Origin of the sequence: Melioribacter sp., from assembly GCF_049325435.1 — a bacterium.
Classification (GTDB): Bacteria; Bacteroidota; Ignavibacteria; order Ignavibacteriales; family Melioribacteraceae; genus Melioribacter; species Melioribacter roseus.
In genome coordinates, this window is sequence record NZ_JBMOLD010000010.1 from 21,588 (window position 1) to 44,909 (window position 23,322).

General features: G+C 42.7%; 24 protein-coding genes and 1 tRNA gene. 2 read left to right on the top strand and 23 right to left on the bottom strand.

Features of this window, described 5'->3' with window-relative positions; translation table 11 throughout:
- Nucleotides 1-2: 2 nt before the first annotated feature.
- Nucleotides 3-740 carry a peptidoglycan editing factor PgeF gene (gene pgeF, locus ACOYVE_RS06745; protein ID WP_014854827.1) on the bottom strand — a complete coding sequence of 246 codons (738 nt, stop codon included), beginning with the start codon at nucleotides 738-740 and terminating at the stop codon, nucleotides 3-5.
- A 156-nt stretch (nucleotides 741-896) separates the two neighbouring features.
- Between pgeF and ACOYVE_RS06750 the strand changes: the two genes are divergently transcribed.
- Nucleotides 897-2,219: a multiheme c-type cytochrome gene (locus ACOYVE_RS06750; RefSeq protein WP_014854828.1), complete on the top strand. Its 1,323-nt coding sequence runs from the start codon at nucleotides 897-899 to the stop codon at nucleotides 2,217-2,219.
- A gap of 18 nt (nucleotides 2,220-2,237) precedes the next feature.
- Nucleotides 2,238-3,398 carry a hypothetical protein gene (locus ACOYVE_RS06755; protein ID WP_422881358.1) on the top strand — a complete coding sequence of 387 codons (1,161 nt, stop codon included), beginning with the start codon at nucleotides 2,238-2,240 and terminating at the stop codon, nucleotides 3,396-3,398.
- Nucleotides 3,399-3,429: 31 nt separating this feature from the next.
- Here the strand turns inward: ACOYVE_RS06755 and ACOYVE_RS06760 are convergent, their stop codons facing one another.
- From ACOYVE_RS06760 to ACOYVE_RS06865, 22 genes are all read right to left on the bottom strand, one after another.
- The gene (locus tag ACOYVE_RS06760) at nucleotides 3,430-4,095 is read right to left on the bottom strand and encodes a CDP-alcohol phosphatidyltransferase family protein (RefSeq protein WP_422881360.1); all 666 of its coding nucleotides are present in this window, start codon (nucleotides 4,093-4,095) and stop codon (nucleotides 3,430-3,432) included.
- Between the two features lie 302 nt (nucleotides 4,096-4,397).
- Nucleotides 4,398-4,470: transfer RNA gene (locus ACOYVE_RS06765), tRNA-Phe, on the bottom strand.
- An 84-nt stretch (nucleotides 4,471-4,554) separates the two neighbouring features.
- Nucleotides 4,555-5,487 (bottom strand): ornithine carbamoyltransferase, encoded by a 933-nt coding sequence (gene argF, locus ACOYVE_RS06770; RefSeq protein WP_014854831.1) that lies wholly within the window; start codon nucleotides 5,485-5,487, stop codon nucleotides 4,555-4,557.
- Nucleotides 5,488-5,533: 46 nt separating this feature from the next.
- Nucleotides 5,534-6,481: a carbamate kinase gene (gene arcC / locus ACOYVE_RS06775; RefSeq protein WP_014854832.1), complete on the bottom strand. Its 948-nt coding sequence runs from the start codon at nucleotides 6,479-6,481 to the stop codon at nucleotides 5,534-5,536.
- Nucleotides 6,478-7,797, bottom strand: coding sequence for a cyclic 2,3-diphosphoglycerate synthase (locus ACOYVE_RS06780; protein WP_014854833.1), 1,320 nt, complete (start codon nucleotides 7,795-7,797; stop codon nucleotides 6,478-6,480). Before ACOYVE_RS06780 ends, arcC begins: the two co-directional genes overlap by 4 nt.
- Before the next feature lie 17 nt (nucleotides 7,798-7,814).
- Nucleotides 7,815-9,647 (bottom strand): glutamine--fructose-6-phosphate transaminase (isomerizing), encoded by a 1,833-nt coding sequence (gene glmS / locus ACOYVE_RS06785; RefSeq protein WP_041355672.1) that lies wholly within the window; start codon nucleotides 9,645-9,647, stop codon nucleotides 7,815-7,817.
- Nucleotides 9,648-9,847: 200 nt separating this feature from the next.
- The gene (locus tag ACOYVE_RS06790; RefSeq protein WP_014854835.1) at nucleotides 9,848-10,402 is read right to left on the bottom strand and encodes a flavodoxin family protein; all 555 of its coding nucleotides are present in this window, start codon (nucleotides 10,400-10,402) and stop codon (nucleotides 9,848-9,850) included.
- Nucleotides 10,403-10,475: 73 nt separating this feature from the next.
- Complete coding sequence (gene nuoF, locus ACOYVE_RS06795) at nucleotides 10,476-11,804, bottom strand: NADH-quinone oxidoreductase subunit NuoF (protein ID WP_014854836.1); 1,329 nt, start codon at nucleotides 11,802-11,804, stop codon at nucleotides 10,476-10,478.
- A gap of 17 nt (nucleotides 11,805-11,821) precedes the next feature.
- Nucleotides 11,822-12,295, bottom strand: a complete 474-nt coding sequence (nuoE, locus tag ACOYVE_RS06800) for an NADH-quinone oxidoreductase subunit NuoE (protein WP_014854837.1) — start codon at nucleotides 12,293-12,295, stop codon at nucleotides 11,822-11,824.
- A gap of 33 nt (nucleotides 12,296-12,328) precedes the next feature.
- Nucleotides 12,329-13,579, bottom strand: a complete 1,251-nt coding sequence (nuoD, locus tag ACOYVE_RS06805) for an NADH dehydrogenase (quinone) subunit D (RefSeq protein ID WP_014854838.1) — start codon at nucleotides 13,577-13,579, stop codon at nucleotides 12,329-12,331.
- A 2-nt stretch (nucleotides 13,580-13,581) separates the two neighbouring features.
- Nucleotides 13,582-14,073: an NADH-quinone oxidoreductase subunit C gene (locus ACOYVE_RS06810; protein ID WP_014854839.1), complete on the bottom strand. Its 492-nt coding sequence runs from the start codon at nucleotides 14,071-14,073 to the stop codon at nucleotides 13,582-13,584.
- 5 nt (nucleotides 14,074-14,078) lie between these two features.
- On the bottom strand, nucleotides 14,079-14,588 hold the full coding sequence (locus ACOYVE_RS06815) for an NADH-quinone oxidoreductase subunit B (RefSeq protein WP_014854840.1): 510 nt from the start codon (nucleotides 14,586-14,588) through the stop codon (nucleotides 14,079-14,081).
- On the bottom strand, nucleotides 14,579-14,947 hold the full coding sequence (locus ACOYVE_RS06820; protein WP_014854841.1) for an NADH-quinone oxidoreductase subunit A: 369 nt from the start codon (nucleotides 14,945-14,947) through the stop codon (nucleotides 14,579-14,581). Before ACOYVE_RS06820 ends, ACOYVE_RS06815 begins: the two co-directional genes overlap by 10 nt.
- A 133-nt stretch (nucleotides 14,948-15,080) precedes the next feature.
- The gene (locus ACOYVE_RS06825; RefSeq protein WP_014854842.1) at nucleotides 15,081-16,235 is read right to left on the bottom strand and encodes an aspartate aminotransferase family protein; all 1,155 of its coding nucleotides are present in this window, start codon (nucleotides 16,233-16,235) and stop codon (nucleotides 15,081-15,083) included.
- Nucleotides 16,236-16,244: 9 nt separating this feature from the next.
- Nucleotides 16,245-17,036: a [LysW]-aminoadipate kinase gene (locus ACOYVE_RS06830; RefSeq protein WP_014854843.1), complete on the bottom strand. Its 792-nt coding sequence runs from the start codon at nucleotides 17,034-17,036 to the stop codon at nucleotides 16,245-16,247.
- Nucleotides 17,027-17,671 (bottom strand): class II glutamine amidotransferase, encoded by a 645-nt coding sequence (locus ACOYVE_RS06835; protein ID WP_014854844.1) that lies wholly within the window; start codon nucleotides 17,669-17,671, stop codon nucleotides 17,027-17,029. The genes ACOYVE_RS06830 and ACOYVE_RS06835 overlap by 10 nt, the downstream gene beginning before the upstream one ends.
- Before the next feature lie 11 nt (nucleotides 17,672-17,682).
- Complete coding sequence (gene argC, locus ACOYVE_RS06840; protein WP_014854845.1) at nucleotides 17,683-18,729, bottom strand: N-acetyl-gamma-glutamyl-phosphate reductase; 1,047 nt, start codon at nucleotides 18,727-18,729, stop codon at nucleotides 17,683-17,685.
- Nucleotides 18,729-19,574 (bottom strand): lysine biosynthesis protein LysX, encoded by an 846-nt coding sequence (gene lysX, locus ACOYVE_RS06845; protein WP_014854846.1) that lies wholly within the window; start codon nucleotides 19,572-19,574, stop codon nucleotides 18,729-18,731. The genes argC and lysX overlap by 1 nt, the downstream gene beginning before the upstream one ends.
- Nucleotides 19,575-19,622: 48 nt before the next feature.
- The gene (locus ACOYVE_RS06850) at nucleotides 19,623-20,783 is read right to left on the bottom strand and encodes a homocitrate synthase/isopropylmalate synthase family protein (protein WP_422881365.1); all 1,161 of its coding nucleotides are present in this window, start codon (nucleotides 20,781-20,783) and stop codon (nucleotides 19,623-19,625) included.
- On the bottom strand, nucleotides 20,784-20,951 hold the full coding sequence (gene lysW / locus ACOYVE_RS06855; RefSeq protein ID WP_422881367.1) for a lysine biosynthesis protein LysW: 168 nt from the start codon (nucleotides 20,949-20,951) through the stop codon (nucleotides 20,784-20,786).
- 139 nt (nucleotides 20,952-21,090) lie between these two features.
- Entirely contained in the window at nucleotides 21,091-22,296 is a 1,206-nt protein-coding gene (locus tag ACOYVE_RS06860; protein WP_422881368.1) for a peptidoglycan DD-metalloendopeptidase family protein, read from the bottom strand.
- A 26-nt stretch (nucleotides 22,297-22,322) separates the two neighbouring features.
- Nucleotides 22,323-23,318: an AAA family ATPase gene (locus tag ACOYVE_RS06865; protein WP_422881370.1), complete on the bottom strand. Its 996-nt coding sequence runs from the start codon at nucleotides 23,316-23,318 to the stop codon at nucleotides 22,323-22,325.
- Nucleotides 23,319-23,322 lie beyond the last annotated feature (4 nt).

Below are 23,322 nucleotides of genomic sequence, written 5' to 3' on the forward strand. Positions count from 1 at the left end.
TCTTACTCCTTCATATAAATTACTCCGAGCGCTCTGCCCGAAAGTTTACCGTCCCTGCGGTAAGAGTGAAGTAATTCTTTTTCCTTGTATGTACATCCCTCATAAATTTCGACATTCGAATCCGGAACGCCAAAATCGTACAAAACGTCGATACATACGCTCCGTAAATCCAGATAATATTTCCCGTTGATTACCGATAAATATTTTTCTTTGAATTGCGAAGCTACATCCGGTCCGACTTCATAATTTTCTTTAGATATCGAGGGACCTAAGTAGACAAACAAAGAATCGACGGAGGAGTTAAAATTGCTTACCAAAAAATCGAGCGTTTTGCCCAGAATGTTCGACTTTGTGCCACGCCAGCCCGAATGCGCTCCTGCGATCAGATTATTCTTTTTATCGTACAAAAAAATCGGGATACAGTCCGCGGAGGAAATAGCAAGGGCAACGCCCGGCTCGGTTGTAATCATCGCGTCGGACTCTCCTGCAAAGCCGCCTTTGCGAACAACTTTAATAATATCCGAATGGATTTGTTTTTGATAAGCTACTTTTTCGGACTCGATTCCAAGATATCCGAAAAACGCTTTCCGGTTTTCTTTGACTCTATACTCATCGTCTCCAACGTTATACGACATATTAAAATAATACGGATCTCCTCTGTCGAGCCCTATCTTAGTCGAAAATCCGAAAACGAGATTTTCAAATTGCCGAAACAACTTACTTTGAATTATTTTTATCATAAATCCGCTTATGAAAATCCATAGAAATGTAAAAATAAAATTAACGCCGGAATTATCAAGAACAAAATTTAGATAAAAAAATAATTCTTGACACTTGTAAAGTCGATAACTAAATTAAACAGGAGATTTACCTCTCATTAAAATCCGGAGGGTAGTATGAAAAAACTAATATTCTTTTTTATAATCTGCGGTATAATTACGGCTCAACCCGAGCAAGGGAAATTTTCTTATAAAGATTTTAAGAAGCCCGAATTTTGCCGTTCCTGTCACAACGATTTTTATCAACAGTGGAAACAGGCAATGATGTCCCAGGCATATACACACGAATGGGATGAAATAGAATACTTCAAATTGGCTGTGCCGCACGCGGAAAAAGACGAAAAAGTGGCGGAAGTAAAAGCGGGTTGCAACGGCTGCCATTCTCCAATCGCATATGTTTCGGGTGATACTCCGCCCCCTTTGCCCAAAATGAATTCGCGCGCCAACGAATCGGTCTCGTGCGACGTTTGTCACAGTATCAAAGGCTATTCCGGAGACGTGCCGTATAATTTCAATTATATAATGGAGCCGGGTAAAACCAAATTTACGTCAAGAAAAAATAGAGTTGATTCTCCCGTTCACGAAATTGTAGTAACGGAACTTCATAAGAGCGGCGATTTTTGCGGCATCTGCCACAACGAAAAAAGTCCTTACGGAGTATGGGTAAAATCAACTCATCTGGAATGGAAGGAAGGACCGTATTCGAAAGAAGGAGTTCAATGCCAGGATTGTCATATGACAAAAGGCGAAATGAAAACCGCATCGATGGGACCCGCATATAAAGACGCCAAGCTTCATCTGTTTCACGGCGCGCACGACCCCGGCAAAGTGCGAGGCGTTATTGAGCTGCGTATAAATCCGGACATGCGCCAAGCCGAGCCCGGGGAAACCGTAAAATTTACGCTCGCCCTTTTCAATCAAAAAACGGGACATAAATTTCCCACAGGGTCGGTCGAAGATCGAATCGTATGGCTGCATGTGGAAGCAGTCGATGCCAACGGAAAAGTTTATCACCTGCCCGTCGATAAAAAAGGATTCGAAGGAGAAGAGTATACAATAGCAAGTAAAGAACTCGCTTATCAGGATATGGGAATTGCGCTCGGCAATCCGGATTTCAAAGGAGTCGAACGCGACGGTGTGCCCGAAGGCGACAGAATTTTCAGAATGCCTTACTTCGATCCTCAGGGCAGAATGACTATTCAACAATGGAACACTGCGTCTTTAGGCGTCGATTACAGAATCGGTCCGCGCGAAACCAAATTGGAAACGTTCACTTTTCACATACCGGACGACATGCCGCCGGGCAAACTCAAAGTGACCGCCGTTTTAAATTATCAGTTGTTGGTTAAACCGGTAGCCGATTTTCTCGGGGTTCCGGAAGAAGAATCGAGAATTGTAGAAGTTAACAGGCACTCGACCGAAATCGAAATTTTACCATAACAAAACGCGGGCAATAAAATGAAAAAATTAATACTCTTATTCGTCCTTATTCTTTTTTCGGCTGAATTCATTTACGGCATACCTGCTTTTGCCAGAAAATACAGAATGAGCTGTCAAACTTGCCACGCTCCTTTTCCTAAATTGAAACCTTACGGAGACGAATTTGCAGGCAACGGTTTCAGATTATCCGATCAGGAAGCGCCGCGATATTACATTAACACAGGCGACGACGATCTATCCCTTATCAGAGAACTGCCGCTTGCAGTTCGTCTTGAAGGCTACACAACTTACAATATGAACAATTCTGACAAATTTGACTTTACAGCTCCGTATATCTTAAAATTACTTTCGGGAGGCGAACTGTCGAATAAGATTTCATATTATTTCTATTTCTTTTTCAGCGAAAGAGGCGAAGTGGCAGGCATCGAAGATGCTTTTCTTATGTATAACGACCTGTTCGGATACGACCTCGATATTTATTTGGGTCAATTCCAGGTGTCCGACCCGCTGTTTAAAAGAGAGTTGAGACTTACGCTCGAAGACTATTCGATCTACAAAGCCAAACCGGGATATGCCAAAGCCGCCTTAACTTACGACAGAGGATTAATGATAACGTACGGCGCTCCAAGCGGAACTGATATCATCCTGGAGATACTCAATGGCAACGGAATCGGGGAAGCAAATAATCTGAAAATATTCGACGACGACAAATATAAAAACGTTTTGTTGAGAATATCACAGGACGTAAACGATAATCTAAGACTCGGAGCATTCGGTTATTACGGAAACGACGAAATCGAGGACGACTTCGGCTACAATTTCACAAACGAATTTTATTCATGGGGCGCAGATTTTACTTTATCGTATGAACAAATATGGGAACTGAACGTTCAATATCTCTACCGGAACGACAAGCAAGCCACGTACTTTAACAACGACATAGAAACCCAGGGCGGTATGGCAGAATTGATTTTCAGTCCCCGGGGAGACGAAAGCAAATGGTACGGAGTCGCTCTATTCAACTGGATCGATTCCGAATGGAATCCTCTCGACTATAAAACCGTAACTCTTAGTATCGGTCATTTGTTGAACCGGAACATAAGATTGATAGGCGAATGCACTTACAACATTAAGAATGAATTCGCTCAGTTCAGCCTTGGTATAATCTCGGCGTTTTGAGATCAATGAGTTCCCAATAATTATTGGGAACTCATTTTTTTTCTTCGGCTTTAAGTTTTTGCCCTTCGATTATTACAGAAGCAACATAAATAATAAATAAGCCCGAAGCCAATAAAACGGCAGCCACATCGATTACGGTTACAATCCTTCTGCCCCATAAAAACGGGAAAGCGCCGAAATAATAAAGAATCGTATTCAAAATTATTATAAATACTCTTACTTCGGTTGGTCCGATTTTGTAATAAGACAATCGGAAGACGCCCTGGATATAAGTTCTGATATATACAAGTATCGACATAAGAAAGTAACTGAGAAGCGCCATTAATACAAATTCAAACTGCGCGTACGGTGAAAGACCTATTCCGAAGGCAATGAAAATCATACTTATGGAATCGAGCGTGTGATCGATAAAAAAACCGTAACGCGGTCTTTCGATATGACGATAACGCGCCAATGTTCCGTCGAGACTGTCGCCGAACCAATTTATTACGAGTCCTAAACTTGCCAACCACAGATAATTTTTATCGTAGTTGGTCATATAATAACTCCATCCTGTAAGGAAAGAACCGAACAATCCCAATAACGTTAATTTGTCCGGAGTCATAAATTCCGGCATTTTGGACGCGAGCCATTTAAGCGCAGGTCTTTCGAGCGGGCCCAACAAAATATCATTAATTCTTTCGTGCGGTTTTTGCATTGCTCTCTTAAAATATTGTGAATTATTAAAAGAAATATAAGAAATACTGATAACTTTCCATTATTATCTCTCGAATACATTAGAAAGAATCAATTTATTCGACGTTTAATTTTTGTCTGAATTTTTTATTGAAGCCCTGCTTTTATCATGGTAACGCCCCAATTCTTTAAAACAAAAAAGGATGATTTCTCATCCTTTTTTAATGGTGGGCAGAGACCACGCCTGCGTCGTGGTAAACTCCATCAAACCGCTTTCTCTTCTTTAAAAACAAAAAAGGATGATTTCTCATCCTTTCTTATTTGTGGGCAGAGACGGAATCGAACCGCCGACACAAGGATTTTCAGTCCTTTGCTCTACCGACTGAGCTATCTGCCCAACCTCAAACAGGATAATGCCGTTAAATTGTGGCAACAAATCTATAGAAAAAGAGAAATAAAATCAAAACATTTTCGCACAAAATTACATAACAAGAGCCATAATTGCTTTTTGTACGTGCAATCTGTTTTCGGCTTCGTCGAACACGACGGAATTAGCCGAATCAATCACTTCATCAGTTACTTCATCGCCTCTGTGAGCGGGCAAACAATGCATAAACAAATAGTCGTCTTTTGCATTTTTAACCAACTCGCTGTTGACCTGATATTTTTCAAAATGTTTGCGGCGTTCGTTTGCCTCTGCTTCCTGCCCCATGCTTGCCCATACGTCCGTATAAACAATATCGGCGTCTTTAACGGCTTCGACCGGATCGGAAGTAATAACAATTTTGCTTCCCATATAATCCGCATTCTTTTGGGAGTTATCCACTATTTCCTTTTTGGGCGTATATCCTGACGGCGAAGCTATAGCGATATCCATTCCCACTTTCGAACAGCCGTGAAGCAACGAGTGCGCCATATTGTTGCCGTCGCCGATATAAGCGAGCTTCAGCCCCCGCAGTTTTCTTTTCTTTTCAAGAATCGTAAAAAGATCGGTCAATACCTGGCAGGGATGAAGCAAATCGGTTAAACCGTTGATTACAGGGATATCCGCGTGTTTGGCTAACTCGACAACGTCGTCGTGAGAAAACGTTCTTATCATAATGCCGTTGAGATATCTCGACAATACCTTAGCCGTATCGTGTATGTTCTCAGATTTACCGAGTTGAAGGTCGGCCGGACCGAAATAAAGCCCGAGTCCGCCCAACTGGTAGATACCGGTTTCAAAAGATATTCTGGTTCTGGTCGAGCGTTTATGAAAGATCATACCGAGCGTTTTGCCTTCCAGCAGTCGATGAGGCTCGCCGGTTAATTGCTTTTCCTTCAAAGTTTTCGACAAGTCGAATATTTGATAAATTTCTTCTAATGATAAATCGTTGATGGAAATTAAATCTTTCCCTTTCATGTTGATTGCCATAAGTCACCTGAAATTTTAATTTAATGCAAAAATAAAAAAGATTTGGTTAGGACGGAATAATTCTTGTCCCGCAATTCTCTTTTTCTATTTCTTCTTCGTTTGTAATAACTGCTTCGTTGCCTGTTTTTTCTACAAATTGAATGGCGGCAAGAATTTTCGGGCCCATGCTTCCTGGCGGAAATTGTCCTTCGTCGTATAATTTTTTGGCTTCTGTAACGGTTAATTTATCGAGCTGCTTCTGATTTTCCTTTTTGTAATTTATATAGACCTTCGGCACGTCCGTAATGATATAAAAACGGTCGGCTTTTATTTCGCTTGCCAGAAGTCCCGACGCCAGGTCTTTGTCGATAACAGCTTCGATGGCTTCAAGATATTTCGTATCCTGATGCCAGTAGACCGGTATTCCTCCGCCGCCCACGCCAATAACGATATGACCTCGTTCGACCATTTCTTTTATTACCTGCTTATTCATAATATCTACTGGCTTGGGCGAAGGCACAACTCTTCTCCATCCTCTTTTGGCTGAATCTTCTTTGAATATCCAACCTTTCCGCGCGGATAAATCGTCGGCTTCCTCTTTTGAATAAAATCTGCCGATCGGCTTTGTCGGATTTTGAAACGCCGGGTCGTTAATATCAATAAGAACCTGAGTAATAATCGCCAGGACGTTTCTTTGAATGTCCGTCTTACTCATGGCGTTTCTCATTTGCCTTTCAATCATGTAGCCGATTCCTCCCTGGGAATCGGCTACGCAAATATCTAAAGGCATTTTGGGAATATTGAATTGATTGTAGCCGGCTTCGTTTCTCAGCAATATATTGCCGACTTGAGGACCATTGCCGTGAGTAAGAACGAGATTATAACCGTTCCGTAACAAACCGATCAATTTTTCGCACGTTTCAAGCGTATGCTTTTCCTGTTGCTCGATCGTTCCGGTTTCGTCCCCCCTCAGTAGGGCATTACCGCCCAGTGCGACAACGGCTATTTTATTCATAACAATCCTTTAGATCTTAATACGGACTCTAAAGTATTTTCGCCTTTTTCGTCGAGTTCATACATAACTCTCGTTGTCGGCTTGTTTATTTTGAGTATTCGTCCCAGATCTATCGGGGTGCCTATTACAACCGAGTCGCAATCTGTGCGATTGATTGTTTCTTCAAGATCTTTTATTTGTTGTTCGCCGTATCCCATTGCCGGTAAAAGGATTCCGATATTCGGGTATTTTTTGTAAGTCTCCGCAATCGACTTAACGGTGTAAGGTCTGGGATCTACTATTTCTTTTGCATTCAACTTTTGAGCAATTACAGTACCGGCTCCGTACTTCATTTCCCCGTGCGTTAAAGTCGGTCCGTCTTCAACAACCAGAACTCGTTTTCCGGTTATCAATTCAGGCTTATCGACCGTTATTGGAGAAGCCGCTTCGATGATTACTGCATTCGGATTTACATTGCGGACGTTTTCCCTGACTGTTTCGATGCCTTCTTTTGTAGCCGAATCGATTTTATTAATTATTACGGCATCTGCCATTCGAAGAGAAGTATTGCCCGGATAATATCTTAATTCGTGACCGGGGCGATGCGGGTCGACTACGGTGAATGTAAGGTCGGAATGATAAAACGACATATCGTTATTGCCTCCGTCCCAAAGGATAATGTCCGCTTCCTGTTCGGCTTGTCTGAGAATGGCTTCGTAATCTACGCCCGCATAAATTACGCCGCCCCTTGCAATATGAGGTTCGTATTCTTCCCGCTCCTCAATAGTGCATTCGTATTTGTCCAGATCTTCATAGGATGCAAAGCGTTGTACTTTTTGTTTAACAAGGTCGCCGTAGGGCATAGGATGACGAATTGCCACAACTTTCTTTCCCGCCTCGGACAATAATTTTACGATTTTTCTGGAAGTCTGAGATTTTCCGCATCCTGTTCTAACGGCAAGCACCGATACAACCGGCTTACTGCTTTTAATCATCGTTTCCTGCGCGCCCATTAATCTGAATGAAGCTCCTGCAGCGTTAACGATTGACGCTTTTGTCATCACGTATTCAAAAGGCACATCCGAATAAGCAAAAACCACCTCGTCGGCTTTGAGAGTTTTGATTAAATCGACAAGTTCGCTCTCGTCGTATATTTTAATTCCGTTCGGATAAAGTTTGCCCGCTAATTCTGCGGGATAAACTCTTCCTTCGATATTGGGAATCTGTGTTGCCGTAAAAGCGACAACTTCGTAATTCTCGTTGTCCCTGAAATAGACGTTGAAGTTATGGAAATCGCGTCCTGCCGCGCCCATAATAATTACTTTTCTTTTAGTCATACTACACCTCAGTTTATTTATTCTACAGTTACGCTTTTAGCCAAATTTCTGGGTTGATCCACATTCAATCCTCTCTTAACAGCCACATGATATGCAAGCAACTGAAGCGGAATAACGCTAAGAATCGGTTGAAGCATATTAATTGTTTTGGGTACTCTTATTACGTGGTCGACAAGTTTTTCAATATAATCGTCGTCTTCGTTAACAATAGCCAGAATTCTTCCCTTGCGCGCTTTCACTTCTTCGATATTGCTGATAACTTTATCGTAAACCGCGTCTTTTGTGGCAATAAAAACCACGGGCATATTTTCGTCTATCAATGCAATCGGGCCGTGTTTCATTTCGGCTGCAGGATAGCCTTCCGCGTGTATGTAGGATATTTCTTTCAGCTTGAGAGCGCCTTCCAGAGCGACGGGGAAATTATACCCGCGTCCCAGATAAAGGAAGTTCCTGCACGACATATATTCATCGGCAATTTTTTCTATCTGGTCGTTCGATTCAAGAATTTTTTTAACCTTTTCGGGCAACGATTGCATTTCGCGTATAATGTTTTGTCCTTCTATAAGACTCAGATTTTTTTTGCGCGCCAGCAGCAAAGTAATCAATGATAAAACCACCAATTGGGAAGTAAAAGCCTTGGTTGAAGCCACTCCAATTTCGGGACCAGCGTGTATATAAACGCCGGCATTGCTTTCGCGAGCAATCGAACTGCCGACTACATTACAAACTCCGAGACAAAGAGCGCCCTTCTTTTTGGCTTCCTTTAACGAAGCCAGAGTATCTGCGGTTTCTCCGCTTTGTGAAATAAATATTACCGTATCTTCAGGACGAATGATCGGGTGTCTGTATCGGAATTCCGACGCATATTCAACCTCCACCGGTATGCCAGCATATTCCTCCAGCATATACTCGCCTACGAGTCCGGCATGCCAGGATGTGCCGCACGCCGAAATTATAATTCTTTGAGATCGTACAATCCTGTCCTCGTATCCTTGAAGTCCGCCGAGTTTGGAAATTCCCTCCTCGTAAAGCAATCTGCCTCGCATCGAATTAAATATCGAATCGGGCTGTTCCATTATTTCTTTGAGCATATAATGCGGATAGCCGCCTTTGGTGATTTCGTCGACGTTCATGTCGACCTTATGAATTTCTTTTATTATTTCTTCGTCGTGAATTGTTTTTGCGTGGAAATGGTCTTTATAGATTTCGGCAATTTCGCCGTCTTCCAGATAAACGACCTGGCTTGTATGAACAATCAGAGCGTTCACGTCGGAAGCGATGAAATTTTCGTTCTTTCCTATTCCGATAACCAGAGGAGATCCTTTTCTGGCTGCAATAATTTTGTCGGGTTCTTCTTTATAGATAACTGCGAGTCCGTATGTGCCTTCAACTTCATTCAGCGCGTACCTAACCGCCTGGAATAAATTGTTTTTCAGTTTCAGATAATAATCGATAAGATGAGCCAGAACTTCCGTGTCCGTCTCGCTGACGAAGGTATAACCTTCATTAATCAAATTATTTTTTAGCGTTGAATAATTTTCAATAATGCCGTTGTGAATAATAAAGAGAGTTTGCTCTTTATTGCTGTGGGGATGCGCATTAGTTACGCTCGGTTCGCCGTGAGTAGCCCATCGGGTATGCCCGATGCCAAGATTGGCAGATATATTTTGTGAATAGACGTTTTTTTCCAGTTCGGAAACTTTCCCCTTTGTTTTGATTGCCCTACATTCTTCCCGACCGACTACCGCGATTCCGGCCGAATCGTAGCCCCGGTACTCCAAGCGTTTGAGCCCCTCGATTAAAATAGGAACGCAATTCTTGTCGCCAATATAGCCAACAATACCACACATAGATGGTTCTCCTATGTTTTGATGAAATAAAAATGAATTTCAATATAAGGAAATTAGTGGTCAGGGCAAGGACGCAACAGAAGGAGTTCCGAGGAAATAAAGAGTCTGTTTGTTTTATGAGGGTGCTTAATTAACATATTCACAAAAATTTGTTACCGGAATTTATGAAAAATTTTTGCGTATAGTCAATACCCCCTGAATCAATCCCATGGATTCCTTTTATAAAGATTATTCAAAGGATGAAATTCTTTTCGCCCGTCGGCATACACTGCGACCCATTCCGCCAGGCGTTTTCCCAAACGGCGGCACGCTTCAATCTCTTTATCGAGTCTCGGTTCGCCAGCTTGAACGGCGCCGTAATGCGCAGTAAACTGATGACCGCTATAGTCGGTAACGCCGAATACAAGAAAGCCGTAATTCATCAGAACAGTCAGGATCGACATGCAGGTTAATTCGCCGCCGCCTCCCCAACCGCCCTGGGAACTGAAAGCGCAGCCGATTTTACCGTCGATTCTTTGCCATTCCGGGAGCAAATCTTCCCAGAATTTTTTCATCCCGGAAGATAAAATACCCAGATGCGTAGGCGAACCGACAGCCACCCCGTCGCACCATATTATATCTTCTCTCGAAGCGGTTTCAGTATTCTTCAATCGTATTTCGGTGCCCGGAATTTGCGACGCCCCTTCCGCAACGTACTTAGCCATTTTTTCCGTGTTGCCGTCTTTGCTGTAGTAAAGGATAAGTACTTTGCCCATCTCTGCCCTGAAATAAATTCTTGTGTTAAACTTTTTTGTACCCTGCTCTTCAGGCAGTTTAAGAATAAAAAACTTATGATTTCAAAACTATGTCGTCGAGAGCAATTTTAGTAAATCTCATCGAATGCACTTTGTTCGGAACCGGAATGACGACCTGAGGTTTGACGTATTTTTCAAACTCGTCTCTGAATCTCTGAATCATAAATTTAACAGGCCAAGCTGCGGCATCACCGAGAGCGCATATAGTATTGCCTTCGATATTCTGAGCCACGCTTACCAGCAAATCGAGGTCTTTCGAAGTGCCGTTACCCTGATCGATTCTTTTCAGGATTTTTTCCATCCATCCCGTTCCCTCGCGGCACGGCGTACACTGCCCGCAACTTTCGTGATGATAAAAGTGAGTAATTCTTAACAAAACTTTAAGAAGATTCGTATCCTCGTCCATAACGATAACGCCGCCCGTACCGATAGCCGAACCCGCTTCTTTAAGCGATTCGGCGTCCATTCTAACGCCTTCGAGCCGGTCTCCTCTAAGCGGGGGCATCGAAGAGCCGCCCGGAATGACACATTTAATTTTCTTATTGCCCGGGACTCCGCCCGCTACATCATAAATTAATTCGGTTAACAAAATACCGGTTGGCAATTCATAAACGCCGGGCTTGTTCACATGCCCGCTAATGCCAAACAATAAAGTTCCGGGATGTTTCGGCGCTCCGATTTTCGAAAACCATTCCCATCCTTTCGAAATAATCGGCGGCACGTTAGTAATTGTCTCAACGTTGTTGATTGTTGTGGGGCATCCCCACAAGCCTTTTTGAGCCGGGAACGGCGGTTTAACGCGCGGGTAGCCTCTTTTTCCTTCTATCGAGTTCATTAATGAAGATTCTTCGCCGCAGATATAAGCGCCTGCGCCTTTATGAATATATAAATCGCAATAAAAATCGACGCCGAAAGTGTTCTTCATTTTTTCGCCAAGATAACCCTTCTCGTAAGCCGTATCGATAGCCTGCTGCATCAATTTAATCCATTTATGGTATTCGCCTCGAATGTAGAGGTATGCTGTGTTTGCTCCTATGGCATAACAAGCTATTATGACTCCTTCGATCAATTGGAAAGGATTGTATTCGAAAATTTGTCGGTCTTTGAACGAACCGGGTTCGCTTTCGTCTCCGTTAATGCACAGATATTTGGGCATGTCTGTCGTTTTGGGCATAAAGCTCCATTTCAACCCCGTCGAAAACGCCGCGCCGCCTCTTCCTCTCAATCCGGATTTCTTCACCTGGTCTATAATATCGTCGGGAGATTGCGAAAAGGCTTTTTTGGCGGCTTCGAAACCGCCATTTTGAAGATAGACGTCGATTTGATTTAAATTCGGTATTTCGGGTAATACAATTCTTTCCATTATCAATAGACCTGATATTATTTCAGAGAATTGAGAATTTCTTCTACTTTTTCTTTTGTCAGATTTTCATAGTAATCTTCGTTAACCGCTATCATTGGCGCATAGCCGCAGGCGCCCATGCATTCGACTTCTTCGATCGAAAATTTTCCGTCGGGCGTTACTCCCATGTTATCGACGCCGAGTTTGTTTTTAACCTGTTCCCAAATTTCGTAACCGCCCCGGAGCATACACGATACATTGGTGCAAACCTGAATATGATATTTGCCGACGGGTTTAGTGTGAAACATGGTATAGAAAGTAACGACGCCCAGAACGTCCACTTTGTCGATACCGAGCACGTCGGCAATTTCAGCCATTACTTCGTTTGTAATATAGCCGTTTTGTTCCTGAGCAATATAAATTGCCGGCATTACCGCAGCTAACGATTCAGGGTATTTTTTGCGCTCTTCTTCTATTCGCTTAAGATTTTCTTCGGTAAATTTAAAACTCATATTCAATTATTCCCGACAGCTATTCAAAAATAATTATTTATCGGCTTCTCCCATGACCGGGTCGAGACTTCCAATAATTGCGATAACATCGGAAATCATGGCGCCTTTGCAAAGTTGCGCTATTGCCTGTAGATTGCAGAACGAGGGCGAACGTATTTTCAGTTTCCAGGGATTTCCTTTGCCGTTGCTGACCAGGTAGAATCCCAATTCACCTTTCGGATTTTCCGCCGAAAAGAAAACGTCGCCTTCTGGAGGATTAATTCCGTAATTAATAATCATGAAGTCGTGTATCAACTCTTCCATCTTAGTATAAATTTCGGTTTTGTGAGGCAGCACATGTTTCGGATCGTTTGCCAGTATTTCCCCGGCGGGCATTTTATCCAGAATTTGATAAAGAATTTTGACGCTTTCACGAACTTCGTCGCCTCTCAGGAAATAACGAGCGAGGCAATCGCCTTCGGTATAAACGGGTATGTTAAAATCGATTTCGTCGTAAAACAAATAGGGTTTGGCTCTGCGAACATCGTAACCGACGCCCGAGGCTCTCAGATTCGGACCGGTAACGCCCAACTCGATTGCTTCTTCTTTGGATAAAACTCCTATTCCTTCAAGACGATCAATAAAAATCCTGTTTGCAAGCAGAAGCTTGTCCATTTCGTCCAATGCGGGGTGAAACTGGTCGAGAAACTCGCGTACCATTTTCAATGTTTCGTCGTCCGCGTCGGAAGCAACGCCGCCGATTCTCGTATAGCTGGTGGTAAATCGAGCGCCTGCAAGACGATCGAAAATATTTTGAATTTTTTCGCGTTCTCGGAAAGTCCACATAACCATCGTAACCGCGCCCACATCCATTGCATAAGTACCGATGGCGACCATATGAGCGGCGATACGCGATAATTCCGCTACCATCATTCGGATATATTGAGCGCGTTTTGGAGCTTCAATTCCCAACAGTTTTTCGACAGCCAGAACGTAAGCGACGTTATTGCACATTGTAGCCGTATAGTCGAGACGATCTGTATGAGGAATAAATTCGATATAACTCATCTCTTCGGCCATCTTTTCGTAGCCGCGATGAAGATAGCCGAGCTCGGGAACGCAATTGACAACGGTTTCGCCGTCGATTCGCAATACCAGTCTCAATACGCCGTGTGTGGCAGGGTGCTGAGGACCCATATTAATAACCATCTCATTTTCTAGAGCGTCTTCGACGGTTATATTCGAATCTTCCATTAATTTCTTGTAAATCTTTTCGTCGGTATAAACTTTTTTATTGTTCGTCATGGTTATTCCGGTTTTTCTGGCAGTGGTAATGAGCCCGGTATTCCTAAGACCGGAAATTCTTTACGAAGAGGATGATATTCAAAGCCTTCGGGCATATACATTCTTCTTAAATCGGGATGGTTGCGGAAATTGATACCGTACATGTCATAGGTTTCGCGTTCGTACCAATTTGCGCTACGCCAAACCGGGGTTACGGAATCAATAGCAGGCGGTTCTTCCGAAATATTCGCTTTGATTCTGAGATTAAAATTATTCTTAAACGAGTAGACATGATAAACAACCGTAAATCGATTTTTGCGCGTAGCCCAATCGATCGCCGTAACGTCTTTGCACATTACGAATTGGAGGTCTTCGTCATTTTTAAGAAATCCGGCAATTTCTACTATTTTGTTCGGGTCTACCGTAATAGAAACGTCGCCTCTGAATTCAGTAATTTCAAAAACCGATTCTTCAAATTTCGCTTTGATTTTTTCGGTAATATTTTTTTGATCCATATTGCCTATTTCTGAAGTTCTAATGATGGTTTATCCTGAAAATCCTGAGCGCGGGTTTTAGCGATTTTCTGTTGAATGGTCATAACCGCATTAATCAGATTTTCCGGTCTCGGCGGACATCCCGCGGTATAAACATCGACGGGCAGGAACTGGTCGATACCCTGAACAACGTTATAAGAACGATACATGCCGCCTGAAGAAGTGCACGCTCCCATAGCTATAACCCATTTGGGTTCGGGCATTTGGTCGTAAATTCTTCTGACGACCTGAGCCATTTTATAAGTAACCGTGCCTGCGACAATCATCAAATCGCATTGGCGCGGCGTGAATCTCATTACTTCGGAACCGAATCGGGCAAGGTCGTATTTAGGGTCTGCCGCAGCAATCATTTCGATGGCGCAGCAAGAAATACCCATCGGCATCGGCCAAACGGAGCTTTTACGAGCCCATGCTATAACCGCATCAATCGTTGTCGTAATAAAACCATCCTGCGTCAGCTTTGCTTCTAATCCCATTTCAATCCTCCTTTCATAAGGATATACAAATACCCGAGCTCAAGAACAATCAAGAAGATAAACATCGGCATAAATGCGAATAATCCGTGAGTATGAAACATATTCCTGAATTCAACAGCCCACGGATAAACATAAATAACTTCAATATCAAAAATTATAAACAACATTGCAACCAGGTAATATTTAACTGAAATTCGCTCGTGCGTACCGCCTACAGGGTCTTTACCGCTTTCATACGATAGGTTTTTGACTTTGTTGGGTCTGTAAGGTCCGAATAATCGTGAAGAAAAGACTATTGCAAGACTTACGATTACCGAAAATGCGAGCACCAGAAAAATTGGGAGATAGTCTAATAACATGAGTAAATCTATTTTTTTTATTTGGTAAAATAAGCTAAAAGAGGGTATAAAGTCAAAGTATCTCAATTAAAAAGAGGAGGCTTTCTCACCCGGAGTTAATTCCGAAATTGTCGCGGATAAGAAAGCCTTTCGGTTACGCCAATACGGCTGTAATTTTTTCGACTGCAGCGTCGAGGTCGGCGTAGTCGATCGTAAGAGGCGGCAGCAGCCTCAAAACAGTTGTGCCTGCGGGCAGAGTTACCACTCCTAGCGACAATAATTCGACAATATACGGTTGAACTTTTTCTTTCAATTCAATGCCGATCATCAAACCGATCTGCCGTATTTCTCTTACTTTGGATAGTTGACGAGCTTCGAGTTTTTCTCTGAAATATTTTCCTTTTGCGGCTGATTCTTCCCATAATTTATATTCCACCATAAAGTCGATGGCTGCAATTCCCGCGGCGCATGCGAGGGGATTTCCGCCGAAAGTAGAACCGTGCTTGCCTCTTTCGATCTGAATTTTGCCGGAACAGAGAAGCGCTCCCATTGGAAATCCGCCGGCAATTGATTTTGCAAGCGTCATCATATCGGCTTCAATTCCGTAATGTTCAATTGCGAACATTTTTCCGGTTCTGCAAAATCCGGTTTGAATTTCGTCAATAATCAGCAAAATATTTTTTTCGTCGCAGAGTTCGCGCACTTTTTGAAAATATTCCCTGTCGCCTATATTAATTCCTCCTTCGCCCTGAACCACTTCGAGAATAATGCCGGCGGTATCGTCATCAACCGCTTCGGCCAATTTTTCAAAGTTATTGTAAGGCACAAAAGAGAATCCGGGCACCAGAGGTTCGAAGGCTTCCCGGTATTCCTTCTTAAACGTTGCGCTCAAAGCTCCCATTGTTCTGCCATGGAATCCTTTCATGGCGGCAATAAAGTTTTTCTTTTTGGTAGTAAAGCGGGCGAACTTGATTGCGGCTTCGACAGCCTCGGCGCCGGAATTAGTTAAAAAAGCCTTTTTAAGATTTTTTGGCGCAACCGAAAAAAGTTTTTCCAGGAACAGCGCCTTTTTATCGTTATAGAATGTGTTGGCGCATGTAATGAGAGTCCGAGCCTGCTCGGCTATTGCCTGCGCTACTTTTTCGTTGGAATGACCGATATTTGCAACGCTGATTCCGGAAGACAAATCGATATATTCGTTTCCTTTGTCGTCCCACAATCTGGAATTTTTTCCTTTGACAAATACCACGTCCCTCATCGGATAAACGTCGATTTCGTATTGTTGCTGTAAAGCTTTGAAGTCTTTCATAATACACCTTTATGAAATTGTTGTTCCTTTTCCGTTTAGCGCGTCGTCAACAGGATGCGCCGTTCTGCCGTCGGATATTATTACGGTAGTAGGCGAGCCTTCGAATAATTTTCTAAGCGCGAGTATCTTTCTTTTCATTCTGCCTTCAACTTTCTGTTCCATAGCTTCGAGTTCATTTCGGGAAATATTATTAACCAACGAATCCGGATCGTTTTTATCGAGCAAAAATCCGGGAGCTTCGATCAGCGAAATAATTTTATCGGCATTAAATTCTTTCTGAAGGAGAGCCAGTATATCGTCGTTTTCGGAATTAACCGCAAAATTATTTTCGTCAATCAAAGGCACGGACAATACGGGAGTATAACCATTGTCGAGCAGAAGATCGAGTAGATGTTTATTGATCGATTTGGGTTTGCCCGAAAAGTCTCTGAGTAAAAGAGTTTTGCCGTTTTCCCGCACTCGAATGCCGCTGTTTCTTTTGGCTTCAACAACTTTTCCGTCCAGTCCGCTCAAGCCGACTGCATTTATTCCGTTCTGATGGCACAACTCGACAATTCTTTTATTTCTTAGTCCGGCATAAGTCATCATCATCAAATCGATTGTTTCTTCGGCGCTGAAAACCGAATCGTAACCGGAGACCGAAGTAACAACTCTTTTTTTGTATCCGATTTTTTCGCCAATTTGGTCGCGCAGCGCATTAGCTCCGTGCAGAATAATAAATTTTTCGTCGAGCTTAGCAAGGTCTTCGATTATTCCTTTAATATTAATATCGGCTCCGCCGCCAATTTTAATTAAAAGCATTTGAACTCCGTTATTGATTCGTTTTCAATTTTTTGCCAGCCGGATTCATCCGGAAAAGGGTCGGATGAAACGAGAACGATATTATCTTCAACCTTTTTGTGCATTGTAAAATAATCGGGATCTTCGCTGAACTTGGAATAGACATACGCGTAGTTTCTGTCCGCAACGATAATATTCATTGCTCTTACATAAGCGCTTTTCTTCTCGATAATCGACGCGCCTTTTAAGATAGCTTCTTTAATTGACCCTTTGTCGAATCTTTTGACGTAATTAAAAATTTTTTCGGCGCCAATTCTGCCTTCTTCTTTAATTCGGACGCCTCTCAATTCGCCGTTAAAAATAAAAACATATTTATCGTCGTAGAAAGGCATATTGTTTTCCACAACAATACCTTCGTCCCTGAAAGCGCTGCGGGCATGGGCAACTATTCTGTTTGTATAGCCGAATTGCGAGAGGTCGTCTTCCCAAATCGGTTTAATATTCTTATAAATTCTGCGTTCGCCATCGATCCAGTACGCCATACCCCATCCGTGCCCCTGATATTCCTTACTGTTTTTTGAAATAAGAGCAAATTTCTCGAGGTATTCTCCGGCATTAATTTTTTCTTTCGAATTAAGATAGAATAAACGGCACATTGTCAATCCGGTTAAATTGGATGAAGACCCGGGAATTCGAGTCCGGTTTTTTCGTCGAAACCGTTCATGATATTGAAAGCCTGCAGAGCTTGTCCGGCGGCGCCTTTCATCAAATTATCGATTGCGCTAATTACGACCAGTCTGTTCGACAATTCGTCTTTTTTAAAGCCGATATCGCAATAATTCGTACCCGCCAATAATTTCGGTTCTGGAAATCTGTAAATGCCTTCGTTTTCCTTTACTATTCTGATAAAAGGTTCGTCTGAATAATATTTACGATAAATTTTCCATATGTCTTTTTCTTCAAGATTTTCTTTCAGGAAGAGATGGCAAGTGGCAAGCAAACCTCTTACAAGGTCTATTGCCGTTGCGGAAAAATGGACGGTAATATTTTTCCCGAAACTCAATTCCTGAATTATCTCAGCAGTGTGTCGATGCCGCGTCGGCATATAAGAACGCACGACATTGCTGCGTTCGGGATGATGGGAACCTTCGTTGGCTTTATTGCCGCCTTCGCTCGAACCGACTTTCACTTCGATAACGGTTCGGTCTTCTTCAACCAAACCTTCTTTATAAAGCGGATACAAACCGAGAATCGACGCAGTGGCATTGCAACCCGCGCTCGATATATAATTTGCCTTTTTCATTTCTTCCCGATGAAGCTCGGGGATTCCGTAAACAAATTTATCTAACAGATCGGGACGAGCATGGTCGTGTCCGTACCACTTTTTATATTCCGCACCGTCTTTCAATCTGAAATCCGCGCTCAAATCGATTATTTTCGGAGCGAGTTTCATGAAGTCGTCAATTTTATTCTGCGAACTTTTATGAGGCAGGCAAAGGAATAAAACGTCGCACTCCTCGAGCTCGCTGACTGAGCTGAATTTTAACTGCGTCGCCTTGCGCAAATTCGGATGGACTTTATATACAAATTTTCCGGTATACGATTCCGAAGTAACCTGTTTAACTTCCGCATTCGGATGAAACAGCAATAGTCTCAGCAATTCGCCGCCAGTATACCCGGAAGCTCCGACAATAGAAACTTTCAATTTTTCCATTATTTTCCTCCGGCGACTTTTAATACATATTCGACCATTTTGGCTGGAATATTAACGCCCGTCGTATCGATGCTGTTTTTGTACTCCATTGTATAATTCACTTCATTTACCATGTATCCGTCATCGGTTTCGAAGATGTCGATAGCTACAATTCCGCCGCCTACGGCTTTAGCGGCGTTTAAGGAAATTTCTGCAATTTCATCTGTTACAGGGCAGTTGGTTGCTTTACCGCCGCGCGCCGTATTTGTAATCCAGTGAGGCGATGTTCTGTAAATTGCCGCGATGCATTCGTCGCCAACCACAAAGCTGCGAATGTCCCTTCCCTTTTTTTCGACATATTTTTGAATATAGAAAATCGAATGATGATAAGAGCCCAAAATTGTTTTGTGTTCCAGAATAGCTTCGGCGGCATCCCTGTCGTTAACTTTTGAAAGCAATCTTCCCCAGGATCCGACGGCGGGTTTGAGAACCACCGGATATCCCATTTCTTCAATCGCTTCCAAAGCCGATTCTTCGGTAAATGCGATTCTGACTTCGGGTTGGGGAACGTTGTTTTCAGCCAGAGCCACCGACGTCAAAAGTTTATCGCCGCAAATAGTAGCCGTTTTATAAGAATTCACGCATTTTACGCCCGCAGCTTCGAACAGTCGTAAACCGTGCAACGCTCTCGAGTGGTTTATACATCTTTCTACAATTACATCCACATCGAATTTGTCTTTACCGACATTAAATTTGACCTTTCTGTCGTCTATCATAACAAGTTCGACGCCTTTAACCTTATTAAATTCGTCGATTAAATATTTTTCATCTTTTCTTAATAATGAATGAAGTAAACCAACTTTCATTTTAATAATCTCCTCTTATTGTAATTTATTTAGAAGAGCTATAAAACATCAAATATGTTTATAGGTTTGGTGATGTTTTACAGCGTCGACGATATGTTTAAGTTCGGAAAGGTCAATTGTTCTGCCGCGTTGTCCGACGGCTTTAACTTCTTTTAGAATATCGTTCTGCATTTCTTCGTCAATCTCATTTTCGCCGATGAGACCGAGAGCGTATCTGAGAGATGCGATGCCCGACATATGGTCGAGAGCAAATTCACGCTGACGTCCCAGCAATTCTGGAGTCAGACTTTCGTAGTGCATCGGATTAATTGAAGCTGCGTGAGTGTGAACGCCGGCGCAATGCGTAAAAGCATTTTTGCCCGTCATCGGGAAATTATGGGGAATCGGAACTCCCGAATGCTTGCTGACGAGGTCGTACAATTCCGGTAATTTTTTCAAATTCCATCTGTTTTCTCCGAAATCAACCGTCAGAACGACCAAAAGTTGAGCGAGATCCGTAATCCCGGCGCGTTCGCCTAAGCCGAGAGTAGCCGCGTCGATTATATCGGCGCCCGCTCTGTAAGCGTCGAGCGAATTTGCCAATGCAAGACCTCTGTCGTTGTGGCAATGGACAGCCACTTTGGGATTCAAATTCCTTTTTGCGAATTCATCCTTCAGACGCGATATATAATCGTACATACTTCTTTTAGTGCCCGGAACCATATAGCCTGTAGTATCGGCAACGCTTATAATGTCCGCGCCCGCTTCTACCGCCGCAACAGCCGCAGTCACAACGTTTTCGAATTGAGAACGCACGGTATCTTCCGGAGTATAACGCACCAGCAAATCCGGTTTTTGGGATTTGGCGTATTTAATAACATCTGTAATTTGATTTATGGCCGTATTGAGGTCTTTCTTAAATACGTTATTAAGACGTTCGTCCGAAACGCAATAAAAAATGCCGATAAAATTAACGCCGCACTCGAGCGCCAGATCGACGTCGGCTTTTAACGATCTGGAATGAGCGCCCACAATCGCTTTGTAATCTTTTTGAGCAATCGATTTAACGGCGGCGTGTATTTCGGGAGTGACCATCGGGTGCCCCGCTTCGATTATATCGACGCCAACTTCGTCGAGCATATTTGCTATTGCAAGTTTAATGTGTTTATCGAAATAAACACCCGGCGTTTGCTCGCCCTCTCTTAATGTGGAATCGAGAACCCAGACCAATTATTCACCCCAGTCTTCTTCTTCTTGAGGGGCTTCGTTTAATTTGGGCGGATCTAACGAAACCACTTCGAGTTCGGTACCGCAATCGGGGCATTCGAGCAATTCGCCCACAACCGTTCCTTCGGCTAATTCTAATTCTGCGCCGCAGACCGGGCATTCTGCTTTCATAAAACAACCTCATTAATTTGGGAAAAATTAATTGCAAAAATAAAAAAATTTTTGCGCCTTTACAAAAATATAAAAATTATTTTTATGCACAATTATGCATAATTATAAATTTTTTTAATTAGCGCGAAATTTGCATTTTTCAGATTGCGCCCGGATCGAGCGCATTAAGATATGCGATTTTCAAAGAATCGAATTTCGCCCGGTTTTCTTCCGATATGCCTTTCGACGGCGGAATTTTTTCCCGGAAAGGATCCACCTGCCGTCCGTTTTTCCAGAACCTGAAACATACATGCGGGCCGGTAGCTAATCCGGTTTTGCCTACGTATCCGATAACCTGCCCTTGTTTAACATAAACTCCTTTACGGATTCCTTTTGCAAAACGCGACATATGCAAATATTGAGTGGTATACACCGAATTGTGTTTTATTTTCACGTAGTTCCCGTTTCCTCTGGTATATCCTGCGGCAATTACAACGCCGTCCCCGACGCTCATTATCGGAGTGCCGATAGGAGCCGCATAATCAGTCCCCAGATGCGCTTTGACCCGTCCCAGTATCGGATGAAGTCTGCGAGACGAATATCTAGACGATATCCTGCTAAACTTTAAAGGCGCTTTAAGAAATGCCTTCCTTAAACTATTGCCTTCTTCATCGTAATAACCGGCTTCTTTTTCGCCTTCAAAATAAAACGCGTTGAATTCGGTTCCCCGGTGGAAAAACCGAGCTGCCAGAATCTTCCCCGTTCCTACATATTGACTGTCCACATAAATGGTTTCATAATAAACCTTAAAGCTGTCGCTCGGCTGAATTCTGAAGAAATCGATTTGCCAGGCATAAATATCGGACAGTTTAATTGCCAAATCCACGCTTAGATTTTTTTTGTCGAGCGTTTCGTAAAGAGAATTGACAATTCCGCTCTCCGCAACTTTCAATTCAACATATTTTTCCTTTTCTCCTTTTGTAACCTTAATCGAATCGCCAAACTCAAAGACAACGTAGTTTATCATATCCTCGTCGTAAACAAAATATTTAGGCGTATTGAGCGAATCTTTATTTAAATAAATATTGTATGTATTGCCGACTTTAATGCTTCTTAAACTAAAAATACCGCGGGAGGCTTCTCTCATTTTATGAATCAACGAATAGTCCGCATACGGAGCCAATAGATCTGTAACGGTTTGACCCGCTTTTACTTTTCCCGAAACCACCTCGAAAGTATCGGCTACAATACCGTATGAATTTTTTTTATGTTTAACATTTTGGGTTTTTTCAGTTTTTTGAGAACAGGCTGAAAATATAATACCTGCGCACAAGAGCGCAATGAGAATTCGGGTTGTTTTCAACATAAAATCCGTTCAATGTATGATGATAACTAAAATTGACTTTTCAGTTTTGTAATAATATCGAGCGTTGAAATACCTTCCGCTTCGGCTGAAAAATTGGGAACGATACGATGTCTCAACACAGGGAAAAGAAAACTTTTAACATCGTCGATGTTCGGAGTAAATCTGCCGTCGACGACAGATTTTGTTTTTGCAGCCAGAATAAGATATTGCGAAGCTCTGGGACCGGCGCCCCAATTTACCCACTTATTAATAAACTCAGGTTTACCGTCGCCAGGTCTGGTCGCATTGACAAATTTAACCGTGTATTCTATCACGTTGTCTGCAACTGGAACGCGCTTAATCAAATTCTGGAATTCGATTATTTCTTCCGATGTGATAACTCTCTTCAGCTCGGGCAAGTAATCGCTTGTAGTTTGTTTAATAATTTCAATTTCTTCATAAATCGCGGGATAATCGAGCCAGAGACTGAACATAAAACGATCGAGCTGAGCTTCCGGCAGCGGATATGTGCCTTCCTGTTCGATCGGATTTTGCGTTGCCAGGACAAAAAACGGCTCTTCGAGTGTGTACGTTGTGCCTGCGGCTGTTACTCTATGCTCCTGCATCGCTTCGAGCAGAGCCGATTGAGTTTTAGGAGGCGTTCTGTTTATTTCGTCCGCCAAAACAATATTCGCGAAAAGGGGTCCCTTGATAAACTTGAAATTTCTTTTTTTTGTTGACAAATCTTCTTCGATAATTTCCGTGCCCGTAATGTCTCCCGGCATTAAATCGGGCGTAAACTGGATACGACTGAATTTCAAGTCCATTACCTCAGCGAGCGTTTTGATCAATAAGGTTTTTGCAAGACCGGGAACGCCGATAAGCAAACAATGTCCCCGCGAAAGCAGCGATACCAATAAGTTATCTACTATATCGGTTTGCCCAATAATAACTTTCGATATTTCGTTCCTTACATTATTAATTTTTTCGCTTAACTTTTCCGCGAGTTCTAGGTCAAATGAGTTGTTTTCTTTGTTTTTCAATTTT